Origin of the sequence: Pseudomonas sp. BP8 (assembly GCF_017875955.1) — a bacterium.
Taxonomy (GTDB): Bacteria; Pseudomonadota; Gammaproteobacteria; order Pseudomonadales; family Pseudomonadaceae; genus Aquipseudomonas.
Genome location: NZ_JAGINK010000001.1, coordinates 3,276,906 through 3,301,398 on the forward strand (window position 1 = coordinate 3,276,906; position 24,493 = coordinate 3,301,398).

At 64.4% G+C, this 24,493-nt stretch carries 22 protein-coding genes; 21 read left to right on the top strand and 1 reads right to left on the bottom strand.

Annotation, left to right across the window (positions count from 1 at the left end):
* The first annotated feature begins 200 nt into the window (after positions 1–200).
* The 20 genes from mnxG to J3B00_RS14425 all read left to right on the top strand — a co-directional run bounded on the left by mnxG (position 201) and on the right by J3B00_RS14425 (position 22,921).
* Entirely contained in the window at positions 201–6,077 is a 5,877-nt protein-coding gene (gene mnxG / locus J3B00_RS14330) for a manganese-oxidizing multicopper oxidase MnxG (RefSeq protein WP_209868123.1), read from the top strand.
* 17 nt (positions 6,078–6,094) lie between these two features.
* Positions 6,095–8,071 carry a cytochrome D1 domain-containing protein gene (locus J3B00_RS14335; RefSeq protein ID WP_209868124.1) on the top strand — a complete coding sequence of 659 codons (1,977 nt, stop codon included), beginning with the start codon at positions 6,095–6,097 and terminating at the stop codon, positions 8,069–8,071.
* Positions 8,068–8,742 (top strand): SCO family protein, encoded by a 675-nt coding sequence (locus J3B00_RS14340; RefSeq protein ID WP_209868125.1) that lies wholly within the window; start codon positions 8,068–8,070, stop codon positions 8,740–8,742. Before J3B00_RS14335 ends, J3B00_RS14340 begins: the two co-directional genes overlap by 4 nt.
* On the top strand, positions 8,739–9,410 hold the full coding sequence (locus J3B00_RS14345) for an SCO family protein (protein ID WP_209868126.1): 672 nt from the start codon (positions 8,739–8,741) through the stop codon (positions 9,408–9,410). Before J3B00_RS14340 ends, J3B00_RS14345 begins: the two co-directional genes overlap by 4 nt.
* Before the next feature lie 5 nt (positions 9,411–9,415).
* Complete coding sequence (locus tag J3B00_RS14350) at positions 9,416–10,936, top strand: ABC transporter substrate-binding protein (protein WP_209868127.1); 1,521 nt, start codon at positions 9,416–9,418, stop codon at positions 10,934–10,936.
* 12 nt (positions 10,937–10,948) lie between these two features.
* The gene (locus J3B00_RS14355) at positions 10,949–11,590 is read left to right on the top strand and encodes a SurA N-terminal domain-containing protein (protein WP_209868128.1); all 642 of its coding nucleotides are present in this window, start codon (positions 10,949–10,951) and stop codon (positions 11,588–11,590) included.
* Between the two features lie 238 nt (positions 11,591–11,828).
* Positions 11,829–12,362 carry a response regulator gene (locus J3B00_RS14360; protein ID WP_209868129.1) on the top strand — a complete coding sequence of 178 codons (534 nt, stop codon included), beginning with the start codon at positions 11,829–11,831 and terminating at the stop codon, positions 12,360–12,362.
* A gap of 119 nt (positions 12,363–12,481) precedes the next feature.
* Positions 12,482–14,158, top strand: coding sequence for a GspE/PulE family protein (locus tag J3B00_RS14365; RefSeq protein ID WP_245362810.1), 1,677 nt, complete (start codon positions 12,482–12,484; stop codon positions 14,156–14,158).
* Positions 14,139–14,921, top strand: a complete 783-nt coding sequence (locus J3B00_RS14370) for a hypothetical protein (RefSeq protein WP_209868131.1) — start codon at positions 14,139–14,141, stop codon at positions 14,919–14,921. The genes J3B00_RS14365 and J3B00_RS14370 overlap by 20 nt, the downstream gene beginning before the upstream one ends.
* A gap of 1 nt (position 14,922) precedes the next feature.
* The gene (locus tag J3B00_RS14375) at positions 14,923–15,465 is read left to right on the top strand and encodes a pilus assembly protein (protein ID WP_209868132.1); all 543 of its coding nucleotides are present in this window, start codon (positions 14,923–14,925) and stop codon (positions 15,463–15,465) included.
* Positions 15,452–16,006 (top strand): type 4a pilus biogenesis protein PilO, encoded by a 555-nt coding sequence (pilO, locus tag J3B00_RS14380; protein WP_209868133.1) that lies wholly within the window; start codon positions 15,452–15,454, stop codon positions 16,004–16,006. The genes J3B00_RS14375 and pilO overlap by 14 nt, the downstream gene beginning before the upstream one ends.
* Positions 16,003–16,518, top strand: a complete 516-nt coding sequence (locus tag J3B00_RS14385; RefSeq protein WP_209868134.1) for a hypothetical protein — start codon at positions 16,003–16,005, stop codon at positions 16,516–16,518. The genes pilO and J3B00_RS14385 overlap by 4 nt, the downstream gene beginning before the upstream one ends.
* Complete coding sequence (locus tag J3B00_RS14390; protein ID WP_209868135.1) at positions 16,515–18,407, top strand: secretin N-terminal domain-containing protein; 1,893 nt, start codon at positions 16,515–16,517, stop codon at positions 18,405–18,407. The genes J3B00_RS14385 and J3B00_RS14390 overlap by 4 nt, the downstream gene beginning before the upstream one ends.
* A complete protein-coding gene (locus J3B00_RS14395) occupies positions 18,404–18,877 on the top strand; it encodes a type II secretion system protein (RefSeq protein ID WP_209868136.1) in 474 nt (157 codons plus the stop codon). Before J3B00_RS14390 ends, J3B00_RS14395 begins: the two co-directional genes overlap by 4 nt.
* A 5-nt stretch (positions 18,878–18,882) precedes the next feature.
* On the top strand, positions 18,883–19,257 hold the full coding sequence (locus J3B00_RS14400) for a type II secretion system protein (protein ID WP_209868137.1): 375 nt from the start codon (positions 18,883–18,885) through the stop codon (positions 19,255–19,257).
* The gene (locus J3B00_RS14405) at positions 19,232–19,759 is read left to right on the top strand and encodes a type II secretion system GspH family protein (RefSeq protein WP_209868138.1); all 528 of its coding nucleotides are present in this window, start codon (positions 19,232–19,234) and stop codon (positions 19,757–19,759) included. Before J3B00_RS14400 ends, J3B00_RS14405 begins: the two co-directional genes overlap by 26 nt.
* Positions 19,756–20,157, top strand: coding sequence for a curli production assembly/transport protein CsgE (gene csgE, locus J3B00_RS14410; protein WP_209868139.1), 402 nt, complete (start codon positions 19,756–19,758; stop codon positions 20,155–20,157). Before J3B00_RS14405 ends, csgE begins: the two co-directional genes overlap by 4 nt.
* Positions 20,154–20,570 (top strand): curli assembly protein CsgF, encoded by a 417-nt coding sequence (locus tag J3B00_RS14415; protein ID WP_209868140.1) that lies wholly within the window; start codon positions 20,154–20,156, stop codon positions 20,568–20,570. The genes csgE and J3B00_RS14415 overlap by 4 nt, the downstream gene beginning before the upstream one ends.
* Positions 20,571–20,603: 33 nt before the next feature.
* Entirely contained in the window at positions 20,604–21,440 is an 837-nt protein-coding gene (locus J3B00_RS14420) for a CsgG/HfaB family protein (RefSeq protein ID WP_209868141.1), read from the top strand.
* A 140-nt stretch (positions 21,441–21,580) separates the two neighbouring features.
* Positions 21,581–22,921, top strand: a complete 1,341-nt coding sequence (locus J3B00_RS14425; RefSeq protein ID WP_209868142.1) for a hypothetical protein — start codon at positions 21,581–21,583, stop codon at positions 22,919–22,921.
* 39 nt (positions 22,922–22,960) lie between these two features.
* Here the strand turns inward: J3B00_RS14425 and alkB are convergent, their stop codons facing one another.
* On the bottom strand, positions 22,961–23,620 hold the full coding sequence (gene alkB, locus J3B00_RS14430) for a DNA oxidative demethylase AlkB (protein WP_209868143.1): 660 nt from the start codon (positions 23,618–23,620) through the stop codon (positions 22,961–22,963).
* Positions 23,621–24,172: 552 nt separating this feature from the next.
* Here alkB and J3B00_RS14435 point away from each other — a divergent pair.
* Positions 24,173–24,478, top strand: a complete 306-nt coding sequence (locus tag J3B00_RS14435; RefSeq protein WP_209868144.1) for a hypothetical protein — start codon at positions 24,173–24,175, stop codon at positions 24,476–24,478.
* Positions 24,479–24,493: the final 15 nt, after the last annotated feature.

The window sequence follows — 24,493 nt, forward strand, 5'->3', positions numbered from 1 at the left end:
CTTGCCCCGCGAACACCGGCAAAGCCGGTGCCATCCACCCACCCCGCCACCTGTATCCCCCACTCTGGGGAATACCACCGGGGAATCCTCCCCAATCCGTTTCGCTTACCTTCCCAACCCATTGAAATAAAACAATAAAATACCTGGCATGCGCCTTGCTCTCCTCCACGCAGAGTCCCTGTGTCCCCCGGAGGTGCAGCATGAAGACCCCGCTCAAAGGCCCTGTCCTGACATCACTCGTGCTAGCCCTGTTCGGCTGGCAGGCGACCAGCGAGGCGGCGGTGCAATGCCAGCGCAACCTGGTGGCCAACGTCGTCGCGCTGGACCAACCGCTGATGTTCAACCGCCTCGGTGCGCAAAATGCCAACGGCATGATGTTCGCCCTGCGCCATGATGTCGTCGACGAAAACCATGTCCCGCTCAGCAAAGGCGGCGCCGCCGTTCCCGGCAAGGTCACCCTGCGCCCAGACAAACGGCCCCGTCCGATCGTCTTGCGCGTTGCCGCCGGTGACTGCCTGACGGTCAACCTGACCAACTTGCTGGCCTATCAGGCCAACCCCAACAAGCATGGCATCGACCACGAAGAAAACGTGGTCGAGGTTGAAGAAGACGAAGGCGAAGAGAACGAAAACGAGGCCCCCGAATTCGAAAACGAAGGCGGCGAGCACTTTGTAGCCGACGAGCAGGTCGCTGACCGCCACGTCGGCTTCCAGGTCAACGGTATGCAGGCGGTCAACGGCATCAGCGATATCGCCTCTAACACCGGGCGCAACGGCAACTTCCTGGTCGCCCCCGGCGGTACCCGCAGCTACACCCTCTACGCCGAGCGCGAGGGCGCCTTCGCCGCCACCAGCCAGGGCGCTACCTTTGGCGGCCAAGGTGGTGCAGGCAACGTCGCCAACGGCCTGTTCGGCCAGGTGGTGGTGGTACCCAAGGGCGGCCGTACCTACCGCAACACCCTCACCGAAGAGGAAATGCGCCTGGCCAGTACCGGCCGCGCGCCTACCGGCCAGCCCGTCGTCAACTACGACGCACGTTACCCGCAAGTCGAGCCGTGGATCAGCGAAGGCAAGGCCGGCAAGCCGATCATCGCCATGATCGATGGCAGCGAGATCCTCAGCAGCGAGACCGACGCGGTGGTCATGGGCCCCAACCCGGATGGCAGCTTCCCGCGCAGCACTTATCCGCTGGAAAGCGTCAACAAGCGCAACCCGGCATTGCCCAATCGGCTGGAAGCGTTCCGCGACTTCGGCTCGCAGTTCGCCGATGAAGTCGCCGGCACCCAGGCCTTCCCCGGTTACTGGGCAGACCCGATCATGGGCCATGTGCTGGAACCGACCCGCGACTCGTTCATGATCAACTACGGCTCCGGCGGCATGGGTGCCGAGGTGGTGGCCAACCGCCTTGGCGTAGGCCCGATGCACGACTGCCTGTCGTGCGCGTATGAAGAGTTCTTCCTGAGCTCGCACACGGTCGGCGACGTTGGCACCCTGGTGGACATCCCGGCCAACGTAGGCCTCGAGCACATTCGCCCAGGCGAGACCCCGCCCGCCAACGCCATCGGGGTCAAGGCGACCATGGCCTTGTACCCCTCGGAGCCGGCCAACGTCCATCACAGCTACATTGGCGACTTCACCAAGTTCCGCAATACCCACAATGGCCACGAGCAGCACATCTTCCACCTGCATGGTCACCAGTGGCTGTTCAACCCCAATGACGACAACTCCGACTATATCGACGCCCAGGGGATAGGCCCGGGTATCGGTTACACCTACGAGATCGCCAACGGCGGTTCCGGTAACCGCAACCGGGTTGCCGGTGACGCCATCTACCACTGCCACTTCTACCCGCACTTTGCCCAGGGCATGTGGGCCATGTGGCGGGTGCACGACGTGTTCGAAGAGGGCACCCGTCTGGAAGTCAGCGGCGAGGCGCAAAACGGCTATCACAGCACGCCGTTCGCCTTGCGCAACGGCAAGCCGGCGGCTGGCGCAAGGGCGCTGCCCGACGGCGAAATCATCGCCGGTACGCCGATCCCGGCCATCGTCCCGTTGCCCGGCAAGGCCATGGCGCCGATGCCAGGCAAGGTCGTCGTGGTGCCAAAGCTGTCTGAACAGCTGGTTGCCGAGCACGACGATGACGAAGAAAACGAGGAGGAGGGCGACGACGACCATGGCCATGACGCCGCTGCGCCGCGCGCCATCGGTTCGCTGGCCCTGGTCGATCGCAGCGAAACCAACCGCAATGCCGACGGCAGCCTGAAAAACCCCGGCTATCCGTTCTGGATCGGCGGCATGGAGAGCAGCGTCGGTCAACGTCCACCAACGCCACCGCTGGACATGCTCGATCCCGTTCTTGCGCAGCAGCTGAAGAACAGTGGCAACGCGCTCTGGGCCAACCTCGATGCCGGTCAGGTCGACGGCTGGGACGGCGGCCTCGGTCGGCATACGCTGGACGGCATTTCAGCCGGCGGCGAGGCGGTTGCTACCACAACCAAACTGGACTTCTCCAAGGTCGTGCACAAGGCCAAGCCGATCTACATGCCGGAAGAAGGCACCGAGGTCGAACAGGCCGCCATGCAGTTCCACGCCAAGGCCGAGCACGCCAGTTATGCGCTGATCCCCGGCAGCCAGCCGGTGGCGCGCAACTTCCGCACCAACGGCGCCTTGCCTACCGCCGGCGCGCCGTTCTATGAGCCCTGCATGGATGACCGTGGCAAGCGCCTGACCCAGTCTTCCGGTGCTGGCGAGTTCTTCAGCGGTGAAAGCCTCACTGGCCTGAACTTCCGCGGCGCCTCGACCTTCAGCGCGGATCGCCCGCGCATCTACAAAGGCGCCAACATCCAGTTCGACGCGGTCTACAACAAGGTCGGCTACCACTTCCCGCAGGCCCGTATCCTCACCCTCTGGGAAGACGCCTGGCCGGTGATCACCAAGCAGCGTCCGCCAGAGCCGCTGGTGATGCGCATGAACACCTTCGACTGCACCATGTACCAGCACACCAACCTGATCCCGTCGTTCTACGAGATGGACGACTACCAGGTGCGCACGCCAACCGACGTCATCGGCCAGCACATCCACCTGCCCAAGTGGGACCTGACCGCCGCCGACGGCTCGGCCAACGGCTGGAACTACGAAGACGGGATTCTCTCGCCCGGCAGCGTGGTCGAGCGTATCCATGCCATCCGCAGCTTCAATGGCTGCTCTGAAGGCGATGCCCGTGACGGCACTGCCGCCTGCCCGAAAGCCAAGCAGCACCCGTACTTCGGCCGCTTTGGCCGGGCTGACTGGCTCGGCGCGCGTACCGCCATGCAACGCTGGTTCGCCGACCCGCTGGTCAACGTGCACAACGTCGACCGCGGCCTGGGTACCATCTTTACCCACGACCACCTTGGCCCATCGACCCACCAGCAACTGGGCCTGTATGCCACCGTACTGGCCGAACCTGCCGGCTCCACCTGGTACCACGCCGAAACCGGCGAGAAGCTCTACAACCCGGCCACGCGCCAGGATGGCGGGCCGACCTCATGGCAGGCGGTGATCCAGACCGGCGACCATGATGGCGATGGCCGCAACGACAGCTACCGTGAGTTCTTCCTCGAGTACAGCGACTTCCAGCACGCCTATGAAGCGGGTGTGTACGTCGGCGCCGGCCCGGATGGCGTGCCCAACGGCCAGGCGTATCCGGCGACCGGCGACAGCTTCCGCTTTGCCATCAACCCGCCTGTACGGCAGGCGGCGTCGAACCTGCTCGAATCGGTGGTGGAGTCGCGTGGCGGGCTCAGCCCAGGCTGTCCGAGCCGTCCTTGCCCGCAGGCAATCTCGGTGGATGACCCTGGCATGTTCGTCGTCAACTACCGCAACGAACCCCTGGCCCTGCGCGTGTTCGACCCGAACAAGGTCGGCCCGGACGGCAAGCGCGGCATGCAGGCCGACGGCCTGGCCGGAGACCTGAGCTATGCCCTGCAAACCCGTACCGATCGGGCCATCCCGGCGATGAACCTGGCGCCTTCGGCGATCACCTCGGCAGTCGGCCCTACCGGCGGGACCACGCTGTTCCCGCCGCACATCAACAAGGGCGCCGAGCCAGGCGACCCGTTCACGCCGTTGCTGCGCACCTATTCGGGTGACAATGTACGGCTGCGGATGCATGCCGGCGGCCACGAAGAGGAGCACAACGTCACCTTGCACGGCGTCAAGTGGCTGCAGAACGGCTCGGGCTTCGGCATGAGCTCCAACTCGGGCTGGAAAGCCTCGCAGATGATCGGTATTTCCGAGCAGCTTGGCTTCATGGCGCCGGTGTCGATGATCTCCAGTTCGGCGGCCACCAACGGCGACTACCTGTACTCGCTCGACGCCGCCCTGGAAGGCTACTGGAACGGCATCTGGGGCATCATGCGCAACTACACCGCGCAGCGTGCCGACCTGTTTCCGCTGCCGAACAACCCGCAACCGGTGGCCATGCGCAACACCGTGGCCTTCGACGGCATCTGCCCGAGAACCACTGCCAACGCCAATGGCATCGGCAGCCGCACCACGGTCAAGCGCAGCTACGAGATCGTCGCAGCCCTGGCCAACGACATCCTCGAGAACCGCCATGGCGTGAGCATCACTGACCCGGCCGGTATCGGCCAGCATGTCGGCGGCCCGCTCAAGGCCAACGGCGGCACCTTGGTCTTCAACAGCCGCAAGACCAGCATCCCGCAGGTCACCGTGGTCGACGAAGAGGATGGCACCACCTTTACTGTCGGCGGCCACAGCGCGCCACTGCATGACCCGACCGCCGTGCTCTACGTGCGCAAGGCCGACCTCGACACCAGCACCGGCAAGCTCAAGGCAGGTGTTCCGGTCGAGCCACTGGTACTGCGGGCCAACGCCGGTGACTGCATCAGCGTCACCCTGGAAAACCGCCTGCCGCTGATGATGCCGGACCTGCCCAGCACCGCCGTGATGCAGAACGTGGTCAAGCGTGACCGCAACGGCAGCGAAGGCTCCACGGCGTTCAACAACAACCTGATGCGTCCGTCCAGCCACGTCGGCCTGCACGCGCAACTGCTCAGCTATGACATCACCAAGTCGGACGGTGCCAACGTCGGCCTCAACCCGGTGCAGACCGTACCGCCGCGCAATGGCAGCAGTGGCGCCTACCCGACCAAGGTGTACCAGTACTACGCCGGCCACCTGGAGCGGGAAAACAAACCAGTGCTGCAACTGGGCCGCACGGTGGACAACATCAACACCACGGCAATCGAGTTCGGCGGCCTCAACCTGACCCCGTCGGACGTCATCAAGCAGCCGCAGAAAGGCCTGGTCGGTGGCATGAGCATCCTGCCGCAGGCTGCAACCTGGACCGAAGACACTGCCAGTCGCGCCCAGGCCACAGTCAAGGTCAGCGGTCAGCCTGACTACCGCGACTTCGTCACGATGTGGCAGCGCTCGATGAACATGCGCTGGGCTGATGGTCGGCCGGTGGAAGGCATCGCTACCGAAGGCAACGGCGTACCAGGCGATCCGAAAGACAACGGCAACATGGCCATGAACTACAAGACCGAACCGCTGTGGCTGCGCTTTGGCCTGGCCCCGGATGCACCGTTCGGACATGCCGATGGCTTTGGTTTCGCCGATGTGCCCAATGCCCACATGGCCTACAGCAACGCCCTGGTCGGCGGCGATCCGCAGACCCCGGTGCTCTGGGCCAAACCGGGTCAACCGGCGCGCAGCCACGTGCTGATGCCCAGTGGCGGCAGCCGCGGCATCACCTACCAGCTGGACGGCCACCTGTGGCCACTGCACGCCTACCAGGCCGAGAAAAACGACCTGGATGGCTACCCGATGAACCTGCCGGGCATCGGTTCGGTGCGCTTCGGTTACAACCCGATGTCGATCTACATCGGTGCCCAGGAGAGCGTACTGCCGGCCGCGCATTTCAGCTTCATGCTGCCCAGTGCGGGGGGCGCCAACGGTGTGCCGGGCGACTACCTGTTCCGTGACTATGCCGCCTACGGCAACGTTTCGGGGCTGTGGGGGATCCTGCGGGTAACCAACGAAGCGCCGCCGGCAACGGCCCCGGCGCAATAACGGAAGGGGATGCGAGCATGAATAAAAAGACTCGCCCTGCTTACATGGGGGTACTGCTGGGAGTGGCGCTGATCGGCCTGGGGGTTGCCTACGAGAAACTCTGGTGCGACCCCCGCGAACTGCTCCAGGAAGCGGCAGACGCGCAGGGCCTGCACCGGCTCAGCCGCGACGGCGTGACTGTCGAGTTCGAGGCCAAGGCCATGGACGGCGGCGAGCTGCGTGAAGGCAGCTTTGCCAACGTGCGCTTCAAGGTCAGCGACCAGAACAGCGGCTTGCCGCTGTCCGGGATGGCGCCGGGGGCCTGGCTCGACCCGGCCCAGTCGGCGCCGGCCGGCGATCGCGACAGCAGTTGCAAGGCCCGCGTGGCGCTGTTTCTCAAGAGCAGCATCGGTGCCCGGCCGCTGCTCGACCTCAACAGCTACTTTCTGCTGGTGCTGAACAAGGATCCGAGCCTGACCGTGATCGACCCGACGGTGTCGGTCGGTGGTGTCACCAGCACCCTGGCCCGCATCGACCTGCCCGGGCGACCGATGGACTGGGCCGCCACCGTCGATGACAAGCAGGTGTTCGTGTCCATCCCCGAGCGTGGCCAGGTGGCGGTGATCGATACCGAGACCTTCCGCCGCGTGGCTACCCTGGAGGCTGGTGCGATGCCGCTGCGCGTAGCCCTGCAGCCGGACCAGCGCCGGCTGTGGGTCGGCAACAACAGCGATGATCCAGCCATGGGCGGGGTAACGGTGATCGACGTGCCCAGCCGCAGTACCCTGAAAACCTTCGCCACCGGCTCCGGCCACCACGAGATCGCCTTCAGCAGTGACTCGCGGTTCGCCTTTGTCAGCAACCGCGATGGCGGCACCCTGAGCGTCATCGATATCGCCGAGATGCGCCTGGTGAAAACCATCGAGGTGGGCCCGCACCCATTGTCGGTGGCCTATTCGGCACTGTCCCAGGCGGTCTACGTCGCCGATGGCGAGGAAGGCACGGTGCGCGTGATCGACGCCCACAGCCATCAGTTGCGCCATACCGTCAAGGCCGAACAGGGCCTGGGGCCGATGCGCTTCAGCAGCGATGGCCGCTACGGCATGGTGCTCAACACCCTGGAAAACCAGGCGCTGGTGATCGACGCCAGCACCGACAAACTGATCCACCGCATCCCGGTCGCGGCAGAGCCCTATCAGCTGACCTTCACCAAGGGCTACGCCTACGTGCGTGGCCTGGCTTCGCCGAAAGTCAGCATGATCAACCTGAGCAGCCTGGGTGATGGTCGCGAGCCGATCGTCCAGGGCTTCGAGGCGGGCCCCGCCGCGCCGCGCCAGGCGGGTGATCTGCCGCTGGCACAAGGGCTGTCTGTAGCCCGTGACGACAATTCGGTATTCGTGGTCAACCCGGTGGACAACACCACCTACTTCTATGCCGAGGGCATGAACGCGCCGATGTCGGGCTACAACAACCGCGGCCATCAGGCTCGCGCGGCGATCGTCATCGACCGCAGCCTGCGCGAACTGGCCCCGGGGGTGTACGGCTCGACGGTGAAAATGCCGGCAGCCGGCAAGTTCGACGTGGCCTTCCTGCTCAACCAGCCACAGATCATTCACTGCTTCAGCACCGACATCGCCGCCGTGCCGGGCGCGAGCCGGCACAAGGGCGCTCACGCCGAATTCATCGGTAACGAGCAGCCGGCCTTGCAGCACAACCCGTTTGTCGCCCGCGTGCGCATTCTGGGTGACGACGGCCAGCCACGCCTGGGCCTGCAAGACCTGAGCCTGCGTTACTTCCTGGCGCCCTCGTCGTTGCCGCGCAGCCTGCCACTGATCGAGGTGGGTGAGGGCGTCTACCAGGCCTCCTTGCAGCTGACCGAGCCCGGCGCCTGGTACCTGCATGTGCAGTCGCCGTCGCTGGGGCGCAAGTTTGCCGAAGAAAACTACACCAGCCTGCGCGTCCTCCCGGCCGCAGCGCCCACCGCTTCCCAAGGGAACGCCAGGAGTGTGCGATGAACAGCCCAAGCAAACTGCTTGCCCTGAGCCTGCTGCTCGCCAGCAACCTGACCTGGGCGCATGCCGGCCATGACCACAGCGGGCATGCCCCGCAACCGCCGGCCGCGCATCAGGAGAAGGCCAGCGTGCGTTTTGCCGACGTCGCTTTGCAAAACCAGGAGGGCATGCCGGTGCGCCTCGAGCAAGACCTGGTCGGCGAACACCTGGTGGTGATGGGCTTCATCTACACCAGCTGCACCACGGTGTGCCCGGTGGTGTCGTCGATCATGGCCAAGGTCCAGGCCCAGCTCGGCGGTCGCGTAGGCGACGAGATCCAGCTGGTGTCGATCAGCGTCGACCCGCAACGCGACGACGCCAAACGCCTGGCCGACTATGCCAAGGCCTTTCAGCACGGGCCGGGCTGGAGCTGGCTGACTGGCTCGCCGTATGCCATCAGCGAAACCTTGAAGGGCCTGGGCAGCTTCAGTGCCGACCTCACCCAGCACCCGCCACTGATCATCGTTGGCGATGGCCGCAGTGGCCACTGGACGCGTTTCTACGGTTTCACCGATCCGGCCGTGCTGGTGGCCGAGATCAACCGCCTCAGTGCGCGCCGTGTGCATGCCAAAAGCACCGCAATCGCGATCACACCCGCTCAGTCACAGCCCGCCGCGCAGGAGATCCAGCCATGAGCAGCCTCACTACCCGCAATACCGGCATGCGCGGTCTCGACTGGCTGACCCTTATCGGCTGCCTGTGCATTCTGTGCAACGTCGCCTTTGCCCATGAAGGCCATGCGCCGAGCGCCGCGCAACCCCAACCGCAACCGGCGCCGCAGGCGATGACCAGCGGCGGCGGTACGCGCGATGCGCAGAGCTGGTTCACCGACACGCTGCTCAAGGACCAGAATGGCCGCGAGCTGCGCTTTTACAGCGATGTGCTCAAGGACAAGGTGGTGATGCTCAACGTGATCTTCACCCATTGCAACGATGCCTGCCCGCTGATCACCCGCAAGCTGCGCGAAGTACGTGAAGCCATGGGTCCGGAACTGGCCAGCCAGGTGACGTTCATTTCGCTCAGCAGCGACCCGCTCAACGACACCCCGGCGGTGCTCAAGGCATTTGCCGAGAAGCAGGGCGTGGATGGCCCGAACTGGCTGTTTCTGACCGGCGACAAGGCCAGCGTCGACCTGGTGCTGGGGCGCCTGGGGCAGTTCTTGCCCAGCCCTGAGCAACACTCGACCCAACTGATCGTCGGCGACGTCGCCAGCAAACGCTGGAGCAAGATCCGCCCTGACGCGCCGCCGGCAGCGATTGCCCAGCGCATGCAGCTGTTGACCCAACCGCTGGCAGGGCGGTGAGCGCCATGGGCCGACTATGGGCACTGTGCGTGGGGCTGTCGTTGTGCAGTGCGGCACTGGCCCTCGACCTGACCCCTGCGGAGCAGGCAGGCAAGCGCCTGTACCGCGAGGGCGTGGCCAGTGGCGACGCCCAGGTGGTGGCGCGGGTTGGCGTCGGTGACATGAGCGTACCGGCCAGCGTTCTGCCGTGTGCCGGCTGTCATGGCCGCGATGGGCGTGGCCGCAGCGAGGGCGGTGTACGCCCATCCAGCCTGGAGTGGCAGCGCCTGAGCGTTGGCCAGGGGCTGCGTCAGGCCAATGGCCGCAGCTATGCCGCGTATACCGATGCAAGTCTGGCCCGGGCCATCCAGCACGGGCTTGATCCCGCCGGCAACCGCCTCGATCCGGCGATGCCGCGCTTCGACATGAGCCTGGCTGACCAGCGCAACCTGACCGCTTACCTCAAGCGCCTGGGCGATGAGCGAGACCCTGGTGTCGAGCCGAATGTGCTGCGTCTGGGCACGCTGTTACCGGCTTCCGGCCCGCTGGCAGAGGCGGGCAGGGTAGTGCGTGCGGTGCTCGATGACGGCCTGGCCCAACTCAATCAGCAGGGTGGGATTCATGGCCGACGCCTGCAACTGGTAGTGCTCGACCCGGGCGAGGACGCTGCAAGCGCCGGGCTGGCGCTGCAGCGGTTGCTTGACGACGAGAGCATTTTCGCCCTGATCAGCCCGCTGGCGCCGTTGCTTGATGCACGGCTGGCCGCTGAGCTTGAGCGACGGGGCGTGCCCTTGATCGGCAGCTCCCCGCGCAGTGGCGACAGCCCACAGATGTTCGACCCCATGCCAGGCTTGAGCGAGCAGTTATTGAGTGTGGCTACCCATGCCCGTGATGCGCTCGGGCTGGCCAGCGACAGCTTGCGCGTGTTGTACGCCGAGCAAGATCAGGCCTTGCTGGCCGAGGCCGTGCGGCAACGGTTGCAGCGCGCCGGCTGGAACCTGCCGCCCGCGCTGGCCTTCGCCGGCCAGGCGCCGGACGCCCAGGGCATTGTCTTCGTTGGCCGCGGCCAAGCCTTGATCGCGTTGACTCAGGCCTTGGCCAGCGCTGGCCGTACGCCTTATCTGTTGGCCGCCTCCGGGCAGGTTGCCGGAGCCCTGCCGCAGCTTGCGCCGCAGTGGTCACAACGGCTGTTTCTGGCTTATCCGGTGGTGCCTGGCGACTGGACCGAAGCCGGCCGCGCCAGCCTGGCTGCGTTGCAGCAACGCCAGGGCCTGGATGCCCGCCAGGCGGCCTTGCAGGTCAACACCCTGTGCGCCCTGCGCCTGCTCGCTGAGGCGCTCAAGCAGGTCGGTCGCGATGCCAGCCGCGAGCGCCTGGTCAGCGCTCTCGAAGGCTTGCATGACGTCGATACCGGGCTGACCCCGCTGCTCGGCTTCGGCCCCGGCCGCCGCCAGGGCATGGCCGGCGCCCATGTCGTCGCAGTGGGCCTGCCCGGGCCACGCTTTGCCCACGTTGCCCCGTACCGGCCGCTGCCGGACAGCCCTTGAACGGAGGTTGCCATGCGTATCCTGTTGTTGTGCCTGTTGATGGCGGTGGTCCCGCTCAGCCGCGCCGACCTGGCTGCGGCGCGGGTCAACGGCGTGGAAATCAGTGTCATGCGCCTCGAGCGCTATTTCACCGAATACTTGCAGGACCAGGGGCGGGCCGTCACCAGCATCCGCAACCCGAACCTGTACAAGCGCCTGCGCGAGCAGGCGCTGGACGAACTGATCGACAAAGAGCTCCTCTGGCAGGAAGCCCAGCGCCGCGGCATTGTCGTCGGTGACGAGGCGGTATCGGCGCAGATCGGTCAACTCGAGCAAGCCTTCGGCAGCCCCGTGGTGTTCGAGCAGCGCCTGGCCGAGGCGGGCTTCAATCGGGCAGACTTTGCCGACTACACTCGTCATGAAATGGCCGCACAGCGCGCTTACGCGCAACTCAGCGCGGTCGATGAGCCGAGCGCCGCTGAAGTCGAGGCGTTCTATCAGGCCAATCGACAAACACTGCAAGGAGCGCAGAACCAAAGTGATAACACTTCTGTCATACCGGAACAGGGCCTGGCACTGGCCAGGGTCGCGCTTGCCGAGCAACTTCAGGCCAAGGCGCGTCAGTCGGTACGCCAACGTTTGCGTGAGTCTGCGCAAGTCGAGCGATCAGACTGATACGCTGTGGCGTAGAGTCCCCAAGTGTGGGGATTGCCGGCTAGGCAAACTGCCATCAGGCTCCCCGGATATGGGGAACCAGGTGCATGCCTGTTTCAGAGGCTCCCAAAGAGCCCAATAAAATCAATGACCTACAGTGGTGCAACATGACTTTTCATGCCTGGCACGAAGCCTGCTCAAGCCTCTACAAGGCCGCACTTCGCAGACCGGGAAACCGGGCAGTTCTCAGGAGTCGACCTTGGTGAACAGAGTATTGGTAGTCGATGACGAACAGACCCTCGCGCTGAACCTGCAGGCCTACCTGCAAGCACAAGGGCTGGAAGTTGGTGTTGCCCACGACGGTTTCAGCGGCATTGAGCTGGCTGAGAAAATCCAACCGGACGTGATCGTGCTGGATTATCGCTTGCCCGACATGGAGGGGTTTCAGGTCCTGGAGACCGTGCGCAAGAACAGGCAGTGCCATTTCGTGCTGATTACCGCCCACCCGACCGCCGAGGTCCGTGAGCGGGCCGCCGAACTTGGCGTGACCCATGTCCTGTTCAAGCCGTTCCCGTTGGTGGAACTGGCCCGCGCGGTATCCGACCTGACGGGCATCGAGCGTCAGCGCAGGGCCACTGACAACCCGGCCGAGGGGTTCGTCGAACGACGCCATAACAGGAACGATATGTTCCCCATGCAGTTGTTCGATGGCAGCTGGGTGTTGGCCGATCGCCGCCGTAATGGCGCCAGGCCGCCCGGATCCGACGACGACCAACTGCTCACCGGGGAATAGCGGCGCCCGCAGCCACCCCGGCCTCTACCGAGCCACCTGCGACGCGCCCCTGAGCGGAGTCGCAGGCCATGGATCAATCCACCAGCAGCATCGACACCCCCGAGCCGGTTGCGCCGGACTTGTCCGCGAAGGTCTCGGCGCAGATTACCGGCTACCCCCGCGACCTGCTGGCCAAGGCCCGCCTCGAAGCCAGCGACGAACGCCTGCTGAGCTGCCTGGAACGCCTGTCCTGTGACACCCCGGCAGTCTTCACCCAACGCTTGGCCAGCACCCTTCATTACCCCGCACTCGACAGCGCCAGCCTGTTTGCCTCGACCCCGATATTCGAGGAGGTCAGCCTGGCCCAGTGCCTCAAGCGTGAGTTCGTCCTGGTCCAGCGCGGCGCCGATATCATCGGCGTATTTGCCGACCCGTTCGACCCGGCGCGGCTGGCCTGGATCGACGACAACCTGCACGATGCACCGCTGTACCTGGCCCATGCCGGTGATCTGGCGGCGTTTCTCGCCCGTCACGAAGAAAGCTTCCACGCAGTCGACGCCCTCGATCAGGACGGCGAGCCCGGCATCGAGACCGACCCACTGCAGCGCCTGTCGCTGACCAGCATCAGCGAAGACCAGAGCCGTGTGGTCAAGCTGGTCAACTCGACTCTGTACGACGCCCTCAAGCAGCATGCCAGCGATATCCACCTGGGCATGACCGGCCAGGGCCTGACCATCAAGTACCGTATCGATGGCGTGCTCAATGGCGCCGGCAAGGCCAGCGGCAGCGCATTTGCCGAGCAGGTGATCTCGCGCATCAAGGTCATGGCCGAGCTGGACATCGGCGAAAAACGCGTGCCCCAGGACGGGCGCTTCAAAGTCGCCGTAGGCGAGCGGCAGATCGACTTCCGGGTGTCGATCATGCCTAGCATCTTTGGCGAAGACGCCGTGCTGCGAGTGCTCGACAAGCAAGACCTGTCAGACAAGGTCAGCGGTGTTCAGCTGCAGGCCCTGGGCTTTCAGGAGGAGACCCTGCGTGCCCTGCGCCGGCTGGCCGCCGAACCCTACGGGATGATCCTGGTGACCGGCCCGACCGGCAGCGGCAAGACCACCACCCTCTACGCCATGATCAGCGAGATCAACCACGGCGTGGACAAGATCATCACCATTGAAGACCCGGTCGAATACCAGCTGCCCGGCGTCCTGCAGATCCCGGTCAACGAGAAAAAGGGCCTGACCTTTGCCCGCGGCCTGCGCTCGATCCTGCGCCATGACCCGGACAAGATCCTGGTGGGCGAGATCCGCGACCCGGACACCGCGCAGATCGCCGTGCAGTCAGCGCTCACCGGTCACCTGGTATTCACCACCATTCACGCCAACAACGTGTTCGATGTGATCGGCCGCTTCAGCCAGATGCAGGTCGACCCCTACAGCTTTGTTTCCGCGCTCAACGCCGTCCTCGCCCAACGCCTGATTCGCCTGGCCTGCACGCACTGTGCACGGCCCAGCGAACCGGACGACGAGCTGCTCGCGGCGTCAGGCCTGAGCCGTGAGGCGGTCACCGGCTGGCAGTTCGTCAGTGTCCAGGGTTGCGGCCAGTGCCGTGGCAGTGGCTTCCGCGGACGCAATGCGATTGCCGAACTGCTGCACCTGGACGATGACCTGCGCCAGATGATCGTCGAGCGCCGGCCATTGGCGCAGATCAAGACCCTGGCTTGCCAGCGCGGCCTGCGCCTGCTGCGCGCCAGCGCCCTGGACCTGGTCCGCGAGGGCCGTACCACGCTTGAGGAGATCAACCGTGTCACATTTATCGCCTGATCGCTATTGCGCCGTGCTCGGCGCCGAGGGTGTCGGCCTGGGTCGCTGGCACGCACAACAACACCAATGGCTGGGCAGTCGCGGTTTCACCAGCGACGCGGCCCAGCCGGCCTGGGCGGCCGCTCTTGAGACGCTGGCGGTGCTGCTCGACGAGCATGCGCTGCGCGGCGGCCAGTTGCAGGTGCTGCTCTCGGCCCGCTTCAGCCGCTTCTGCCTGGTGCCGTGGAGTGATGCCATCGGCCATCCGCGCGAGCTGCAAGCGTATGCCCAGGGCTGCTTTGAAAACCTCTATGGGCAGTCGCTGGCCGATTGGCGCATCGTCCTCTCGCCTGAGCCGGCCGCTACCGCGCGGATTGCCACGGCACTGCCAGAGGTACTGCTGCAAGGCTTGCAGACGCTCGGCCGGCAGCATCGGCTGCGGCTGAACTCGGTCCAGCCGTACCTGATGGCCGCGTTCAACCGCTGCAGCGCCCAACTGGAGCAGGGCGATTTTCTCTTCGTGCTCGCCGAACCTCGCCGCAGCGTCCTGCTGCTGGCCGCCGGCGGTGCCTGGCAGCAAGTCCTGGCGCAGGGCTGCGCCGACACAGACCAGGCCCTGCAGGCCTTGATCGAGCGCACGTGCGAGCTGTATGGCGAACACCTGCCACGGGTCTACCTGCATGCCTCGGGTCGCACCGAACTGCCGCAACTCGCGGCTGTGCAACTGTGCCAAGCCGCAGGCGACAGCGATCCGCTGTGCGCCATGTGGCAGGCGGTGGCCTGAGATGCGCCGCCTCGACCTGGAATTCCAACCCCGGCGCAGCAGCGCGCTGGCCTGGTCGCTGCTGGCCTTGGGCAGTGCCGTGCTGGCCGTGCTGCTCCTGCTCCAGCAGCAGCTGCAAAGCGAACAGGGTGAGCTCGAGGCGCGCGTACACAGCCTGGAACTCAAGCTCGGTCGGCGTCCGCTCAGCGCCGCGCCACAAAACAGCACCGCCAGCCGCGAACAGGCTGAACAGCTGGCGCAGATGCGCAGTGTCTCGCAACAACTGCAGCGGCCCTGGGAGCAGCTGTTCACCATGCTCGAGGCCATGCCCCAGGAAGACGTCGCCCTGCTCACGATTACCCCGGATGCGCGCAAGGGCCAGCTGCGCATCGCCGCCGAGGCGCGTGATCTCGAAGCGATGCTGCAGTACCACCAGCGTCTGGAGCGCAGTAGCGAACTGCGCGATGTGTCGCTGCTCAACCACGAAGTGGTGGCGGGCCAGGCCGAGCATCCCGTGCGTTTCAACCTCACCGCTACCTGGGAGATCGGCCATGCGCGTCCCTAGCCTGATCCTGCACGAACACGTCCGCCGGCTGGGCCGCGTCGGTCTTGGCGCAGCGCTTGTCAGCGGTCTGGCGCTGACCCTCGGCCTGGCCAGCGTGCTGCCGCAATGGCAAGCGGTGCGCGAACTGCGTGCCAGCGCAGCGGATGCCAGCGTGCAGGTGCAACGCTTGCAGCGCGGTGAACTGAAGATCGCGGTCAAGCCCGAGCAGCAGGCGCTGGACACCCTGCGCGAGCAACTGCCGGGCCAGCCTGAGGCGAGTGCATTGATCGAGCGTCTGTACCGCCTGGCCAGCGCCGAGCGGATCAGCCTGGCCCGCGGCGAATACGCCCTGGGCGTCGATCCCAAGACGCAGTTGGCGCGTTACCAGATTGTCTTGCCGCTGCGCGGCAGCTATCCGCAGATTCGCGGCTTTCTCCAGGCCTTGCTCGGGCAACTGCCGACCCTGGTGCTGGAAGACCTGGAACTGCAGCGCAAGCGCATCGGTGACAGCGAACTTAACGGTCGCTTGCGCATGACCCTTTACCTGTCGAGGTCGTCATGAACAGCTCGCGTGCACTGCTGTGGACCGGTTTTCTCGGGTTGAGCGCAGCCGTGGCGTGGGCGCCTGGGCACTGGTTTGGCCAGTCACAGGAGCGCGTGGAGGCCATCGCGGGGCAAGCCCGCCCCCACGCAAGCCGTGCGGGCAGTGATGCAAACGTGGGCGCGGGCTTGCCCCGCGATAAAGCCGCAGGCCCATCCCGCGACCTGTTCCCGGCGCAACGCTGGAGCAAACCGCAAGCCGTGGCCACGGTCACCGAACAACCTGTCATCAGCGCCCCGCTGGTGGCCGCCGCCCCGGCCGCGCCCACGCTGCCATTCCAGTTCATCGGGCGCATGGGCGATCGCGACGACCTGCAGATCTTTCTGCAAAGCGGGGAAAAGCTCTACGTCGTGCGCCAAGGCGACGTGATTGACGACACCTACCGCCTCGACCATGTCTCGGCCACCGAGCTGGGCCTGGTCTACCTGCCATTGCACCAGCCACAGACCCTGTCTGTCGGGAGCGCACCATGAAGCCTTCGAAGTCGTGCAAGCCTGCTCCGTTCATGCTCCTCGCGCTGTGCGTGGCCATGGCTGGGTGCGGCTCCAGTGCCGTGCGCAAAGACAGCCAGGAGCTGATCAAGGAGGGTCAATACGAAGCCGGTATCAGCCGCCTGGAAGAGGCCCTGCGCGATGACCCGCGTGACACCAAGCTGAACATCGCCCTGGCGCAGGGCCGCCAGGCCTCGGTCGAAGCCTTGTTGACCCAAGCTGACAGCGACCGTAGCCGACATGACTTCGCTGGCGCGCGGATCGGCTACGGCCGCGTGCTGACCCTGGAACCGAACAACCGCAGGGCCCAGGAAGGCATCCGCCAGATCGAGCTGATCCGCACCCTCGACGAGCGCGTCGCCCTCGGCCAGGCGGCCTTGCGCCAGGGCGACCTGTTTGGCGCCGAGCGCTACATGCGCGAAGTGCTCCGGCTCGATCCGCAAAACCAGAAGGGCATCATCCTGCGCAGCGACATCGAAAACGTCCAGGCGCGCACGGCCACGCCGTTCCCGCAACTGCGCAGCAAGCTCGAGCGGCCGGTGACCCTGGAGTTTCGCGATGCCAACCTGAAGACCATCTTCGAAGTGCTGGCGCAGGTTGCCGGGATCAACTTCATCTTCGACAAAGACCTGCGTCCGGACATGAAAGCGACCATCTTCGTCCGTGAGGTGCGCATCGAGGACGCCGTGGCCCTGTTGCTGGAGCAGAACCAGCTGCACCAGAAGATCGTCAACGACAACACCTTGCTGATCTACCCCGACTCGCCGCAAAAGACCAAGGACTACCAAGAACTGGTCATGCGCACGTTCTACCTGACCAGCATCGAGGCCAACACCGCCTTGAACATGGTCAAGACCATGCTCAAGACCCGCGACGTGTTTGTCGACGAGCGCCTCAACACCCTGACCATGCGCGACACCCCCGACGCTGTGCGCATGGCCGAAAAGCTCCTGCAATCGCAAGACCAGTCCAACCCTGAGGTGGTGCTGGAGGTAGAGGTGATGGAAGTGGCCCGGTCGCGGATCCTCGACCTCGGCCTGCAATGGCCCAATACCTTTGGCGTACTCAACAACGAAGGGCAGTCGGTCAGCATTCTCGACCAGCTACGCGGGATCAACTCCAGCCGTATCAGCATTTCTCCGGCTCCGCAGGCCAAGATCAACGCCCAGGACAAAGACATCAACACCCTGGCGAGCCCGGTGATTCGTGTCAGCAACCGTGAGCAGGCACGCATCCACATCGGCCAGCGGGTACCGATCATCAGCGCCACCTCGGTGCCGTCGACTCAGGGCCCGGTCATCACCGAAAGCATCACCTACCTGGATGTCGGTCTCAAGCTCGAGGTCCAGCCGACCGTGCACCTGAACAACGAAGTGGCGATCAAAATTGCCCTCGAAGTCAGTAACGCCACCCCGCTGGAGGCCACCCGCCAGGGTACCATCCCGGTCCAGGTCGACACGCGCAACGCGCAGACCAGCCTGCGCCTGCATGACGGTGAGACCCAGGTGCTGGCCGGCCTGGTGCGCAACGACCATAACGCCAGTGGCAACAAGATCCCCGGGCTGGGTGATATCCCAGGCCTGGGGCGGCTGTTCGGCAGCAACAAGGACGACATGACCAAGTCCGAGCTGGTCCTGGCGATTACCCCGCGCATCGTGCGCAACCTGCCGTACCAGAGCCCGTCGGACATGGAGTTTGCCACCGGCACCGAGTCGGCCATGCAGGTACGTCAATTGGCCCTGCCGCTGCCGGCCGGTGCCTTGCCCAGCGACGTGCCAAGTGATGCACCTGGCAGCGCGCCGCTGGTCAACGGCCAGATGGCCGTGGTCCCGGCCACCCAGGCGCCCATCAACCGGACCGCGCAGCCATGAAACGCCAGCAGCGTGGTTTCAGCCTGATCGAGGTGGTGCTGACCCTGGCATTGCTCGGCCTGCTCGCCACCATGGCCGCCCCGCTGACTGAAACAGTCGTGCGCCGTGGCAAGGAGCAGCAGCTGCGCGAGTCGCTGTACCAGGTGCGCGATGCCATCGATGCCTACAAGCGTGCATTCGACGCGGGCTACATCGAAAAGCGCCTGAACGCCAGCGGTTACCCGCCGAACCTGCAGGTACTGGTCGACGGCGTGCGCGATGTGCGCAGTGCCAAAGGCGCCAAGTTCTACTTCCTGCGGCGGATCCCACATGACCCGCTGGTGCAGGTCAAGGACGACGACCAGGGCGGCTGGGGCCTGCGCGCCTACGACAGCAGCGCCGACAGCCCACGTGAAGGCGAGGATGTCTTTGACGTGTATTCCAAGGCTCGCGGCAAGGGCCTCAACCAGATTCCCTACGGGCAATGGTGACGGCGATGAAACGCAGCAAAGGTTTCACCCTGATCGAGTTGCTGGTGGTCATGGCAATCATTGCCACCCTGATGACCATCGCCATGCCGCGCTACTTCAACAGCCTCGATGCGTCGCGTGAAGCGACCCTGCGCCAGAGCCTGGCGGTGCTGCGCGAGTCGCTCGATCACTACTACGGCGACACCGGCCACTACCCAGAATCGCTCGAGCAACTGGTCGAGCAGCGCTACCTGCGCAACACCCCGGTCGACCCGATTACCGAACGCAGTGACGCCTGGCAATTGCTGCCGCCGCCAGAGGGCGTGGCGGGCGGCGTCGCCGATATCAAGAGCGGTGCAACCGGGAAGGCGCGTGATGGCAGCCTCTATGCAGAGTGGTAAGGCTTGTGCCGGCTTCACCTACCTGGGTGTGCTGTGGCTGATCGCAGTCAGCAGCATGGCCCTGGCGGCGAGCGCAAACCTGTGGTCGACCAGCGCCCTGCGCGAACGCGAGCGGCAACTGTTGTGGGTCGGTGGCCAGTACGCCCAGGCGCTGCGCAGCTACTACCGCGCTTCGCCAGGCCTGGCCCAATACCCACAGGCGCTGGAAGAGCTGCTCGAAGACAACCGCTTCCCTTCGCCCAGGCGCCATATCCGCAGGCTTTACCCCGACCCGATCGCCATCGATCAAACCTGGGGCCTGCTGCGCTCGATCGATGGGCGCATCACCGGCGTCTACAGCCGCGCCGACGACGCCCCGCTCAAGCGCAGTGGTTTCGATGCGCAGTGGGCAGCATTCGAGGGCCTGGAGCGCTACAGCGACTGGCAGTTCGTCGCCGAACAGGCATTTGCCGAGGGTGGCACCGGTAGCGCTCGACGCAGCGGCAAGGGAGAAGCGCCATGACCCATCACCGGCGAATTTTCGCCTATGCCCTGTGCCTGCTGCTCAATCACGGCGCGGCCCATGCCGGCCCTGAGGACGAGATGATGGGCTTTATCGTCGACAACACCATCTCGCACATCGGCCATGACTTTTACAACGCTTTCAGCGACCGCCTGCGCGCCACCAGCCGCCTGGACTTCAACCTGGTAGTGCGGGAACGACCGGATGCCCGCTGGGGCAGCCTGGTAACGGTGGAGTTTGAAAGCGACGTGCTGTACCGGCGCTTCCTGCCACCCAATACCAATCAACTCACCGACGAGGCCGTCGCGGCCGCCGACCTGGTCAAGCAGCAGATCATCGAGCGCAAGTTGCAACGCCTGCTGCAAGACACCACCGATCTGGAGAGGGACGAGCTATGAACAAGCACCTTCCACGCAGTCTTGGCGCCTGCCTGCTGGCAGCGGCCCTGGCCAGCCAGGCTCAGGCCACCGAGCTGGTCTACACCCCGGTCAATCCGGCCTTTGGCGGTAATCCACTGAACGGCGCCTGGTTGCTGAACAACGCCCAGGCGCAGAACGACTACGACGACCCGGACCTGAAGGATCGCAGCTCGTTCGCCGGTACCTCGGCCCTGGAGCGGTTCAGCAACCAGCTCGAGTCGCGGATGCTCTCGCAATTGCTCGACAACATCAGCAATGGCAGCACCGGCAGCATGTCTACCGACGCCTTTCTCATCGACGTGATCGACGACTCGGGTGCCTTGAGCATTCGCGTCACTGACCGCGCCACCGGCGAAGTCTCGCTCATCGAGGTCAGCGGCCTGAACCCCTGAGAGGGAAGGGACCAGCACTAGGGGAGAACCACCATGAAACGTCTGCTGAGCACACTGTTGATCCTCGCCACCTTGCAAGGGTGCAGCCTGCGCGATCCGATGTCGGCCGAGCAGGATTCGGAGTCGCCGACCCTGACCCCGCGCGCCTCGACCTACTACGACCTGATCAATATGCCCCGGCCCAAGGGCCGCCTGATGGCGGTGGTGTATGGCTTTCGCGACCAGACCGGGCAGTACAAACCGACCCCGGCCAGTTCGTTCTCCACCAGCGTCACCCAGGGTGCGGCAAGCATGCTGATGGATGCCCTGAGTGCCAGCGGCTGGTTCGTGGTGCTGGAGCGCGAAGGCCTGCAGAACCTGCTGACCGAACGCAAGATCATCCGTGCATCGCAGAAAAAACCTGATGTTGCCGAGAACATCTCGGGCGAACTGCCGCCCCTGCAGGCGGCCAATCTGATGCTCGAAGGCGGCATCATCGCCTACGACACCAACGTGCGCAGCGGCGGCGAAGGCGCGCGCTACCTGGGCATCGATATCTCGCGCGAGTACCGGGTCGACCAAGTCACGGTCAACTTGCGCGCGGTCGACGTACGCACCGGCCAGGTGTTGGCCAACGTCATGACCAGCAAGACCATCTACTCGGTCGGGCGCAGTGCCGGGGTGTTCAAGTTCATCGAGTTCAAGAAGCTGCTGGAAGCGGAGGTGGGTTACACCACCAATGAACCAGCGCAACTGTGCGTGCTGTCGGCGATCGAGGCGGCGGTGGGGCATCTGCTGGCGCAGGGCATCGAACGGCGCTTGTGGCAGGTGCAGGGCAGTGGCGATGCTGCAACGGTAGATAAGTTCTTGAGTCAGTATCAGCAACAATGAAAGAGAAGAGGATGCACGGTGCAACTTAACTAACGGCCGTCTACTTCAGCTGTTCCTATCATTTTTGCCAGTAGCGCTGAGTGCGGTTGACGCGGGTTAATCACCCGTAGTGTCTTCCTGACTAAACAAGGTGCTACATCATGTGGAAGGTTTGTTGTCTGCTCTTTTCAGTTAGCGTGGGTTGTTTGGCAAGCTCGACTGCAGTATCGGCCACTTCGACTTCTGCGGCAGCGTCTACTCTTGCCGAACTGAACGCACGTGGCAACGTTGCGGCCGTTGAGCTCAAGCGCTGGTATGACAGCGTTACCGAAGATTGTGGCGGGCCTGACAAACCCGGCTACTTGTGTAGCGGCATCACGATGCGTACCACCGCCAGCAGCATCGGATTTTTGCCTTGGGAGCCTACTGACAGCCAGCTCGAAAAGGGCAGCGTCGCGTTCTCCTGGGTACGCCGGGACAATAACTTCGGCAGACCTTTCGGCAACCAGAATGGCCTCATTCTTTACCCTACCCAGGCCGTGCCTGAGGGCAAGATCTCCACGCTGAATGTGCTATGTACGTTTCCCATCAACGCCAACACCAATCAGCGCCCAACCCTGCAAGGCTGCGGCCCTATCACTGGCTTCGAGGACACTACCAATACCTGCCAGGCCCTGGGTGTGAATACCGCCCAGCAGTGGCTTGAAAAATACCCTCAGGCCAATAACTATCGGGTGTGCGGCTGGGACTTGCGCGGCCAACCACGCGAGGCAGCCCAACGGTTTCAGACAGCATTGCAGGCGCGTGCGGGCATGTCCGAGGCGCTCTGGCCGATCAATAACGAAGTGCTCCTGCCTGTTTGGCAAAGGGGGCAGGGTGGCGAGCTTGCGGTACATTCGTTCTTTTACCTTGAAGGCGAACGTGAAGCCCTGGCGAAGGCGCAGTATGACCAGATCCGCTATCAGCAGAAATACACACAACTGATACCGATCGTGCGGGTGACGTTCCCCGCCGACAAGAGTGGTCTGCTGGCATTTGCCTACAGCCCGCAGGATCAAGCTGCGGGTCAACCGACACCCACGCCTTCCATCGACTTTGAAGACCTTGCGCTCGGCCAGCAGGCCAAGGTCAGCTCGCAGGGCGTCGAGTTTCAGTTGGACAGGACCAAGCGCGGGGTAAGCGACAAGCCGCACGAGGCAAGTAAGGGCCTGATCAGCGGCAAACACCTCGAAATGGACTCCAGTGTGAAGTTCGTTCTTGAGGGGGCGGGGCGTCGATTGGTGACGTTCACCTGGGGTTGCAACAGCTTTTGCGGTGTATCGACGGCGATCGCTGGTGAGGGCGAAGAGTTGTCCGAGGAGGGCCCGGGCGAGATGCGTTATGGCACCAAGGAGCTGATAATTGATGGCCCTGAGGTGATCAGCGTCGCGGTAGATACCGAAGAAGACGACAGTGTCTTGGTGCTGGACAACCTCAACGTGCAACAGCTGCCTGATAAGTAACGTGGCGAGTTGCCATGGCGATCAATATCAGCCGTGCAGTCAGGTTGGATGCGAGTGTCCGGCTTTGCGCAAGGTGATATTGATTCGCCGTTCGCCCATCCGCGGATGGGCACCCGGTTTGATCGGCAGCACGCCGTGAAACCTCAGGCGGTCCTCGCCACCCCAGACCAGCACATCGCCGTGGTTCAGGGGGATTCGCTGGGTACGATCCGAGCGCTGCAGCCCGCCAAACAGGAACACTGCTGGCAACCCCAACGAAATCGACACGATAGGCTGGCCGAAGTCGGCCTCGTCTCGGTCCTGGTGCAGGCTTAGGCGGGTACCCGGCAAGTAGTGGTTGACCAGGCAGGCATCCGGCACGAACCCTTCAAAGCCTGCGGCACTCGCCGCACGTTCGGCGATTTGCAGCAGCACTTGGGGCAGGGCGGGCCAGGGTTGGCCGCTCACCGGGTCGGTGGGGCTGTAGCGATAACCGCTTGCATCACTTACCCAACCCAGGCTGCCGCAATTGGTCAGGGCCACCGCCATGTGCAGGCCGCCCAGTGTGCGCATGTGCCGAAACGGCGCGGCGCGCAGTACCGGGCGCAGGGCGTCGAGCAGTGTTTCGACCTCGGCCAGGGCGAAGCCGGGCAACAGCACGGTGTGGCTGGCCAGGCGTTGTGGCTGGGGGCCGAACAGGTCGAGGTCGGATTGGATCATGGTGGTGTGCCGGGGGCTGTTTGCCTGGCATTGTACGCCCTCTGAAGCGAGCAGGGCTGGTGCTGGGGCTTGTAGGTTGTGGGCTTATCCATTTGATGTGCTGGTGCTACTGGCCCCTTCCGCCCTTACGGCGGGTCACTTTTTTTCTTGGAAAAAAGTAACCAAAAAATCGCTTGCTCCTGCATCCGGCCCCTCCGCTGCGCTGCGGGGTTCCCTCGCTCCGGTCTTGCTCCGGGAGGACCGCGCTGTACGGCCCCTCCTGGGCCTCAGCGCTTTCCGGCCATCCATGGCCTCCACCTCCCTGCGCAAGACCTCCACTCGGCCTCCTGAAGTCGCTGGCAGATCAAGAGCAAGATCAAGATCAACAGCCAGGGCAACGGCTGGCGAATCGCTGCGCTCTCGCTTTGTTTATTTACCAGCGGATTTGTGGGGTGGCTGGCAGGGCTGCGCCCTGCGATTTGCATTGGCAGTACCGGCGTCTTCGCGGGACAAGCCCGCTCCTACAGGGATTGCGCCAAATTCAAAATCGGCGCTGTTCCTGTAGGAGCGGGCTTGTCCCGCGAAGAGGCCCGAATATCCACCACCTATGCGACCATCGATGACAACGCCAACCCAGACGCCACCCGGAGCGCAGCGAAGGGCCGGATGCAGGAGCAGGCGGTTTTTGGTTACTTTTTTCCAAGAAAAAAAGTGACCCGCCGTAAGGGCGGAAGGGGCCAGTGGCGCACCCACATCAAGTGGATAAGCCCACAATCCCCAAGCCAAGCCAAGCCAAGCCAAGCCAAGCCAAGCCAACAGATCATCTCCCCCAACAATCCGCACAGCACCAAAAAAAAGAACCGCGACGCCAGGGAGTGAGCGCCGCGGTCCAAA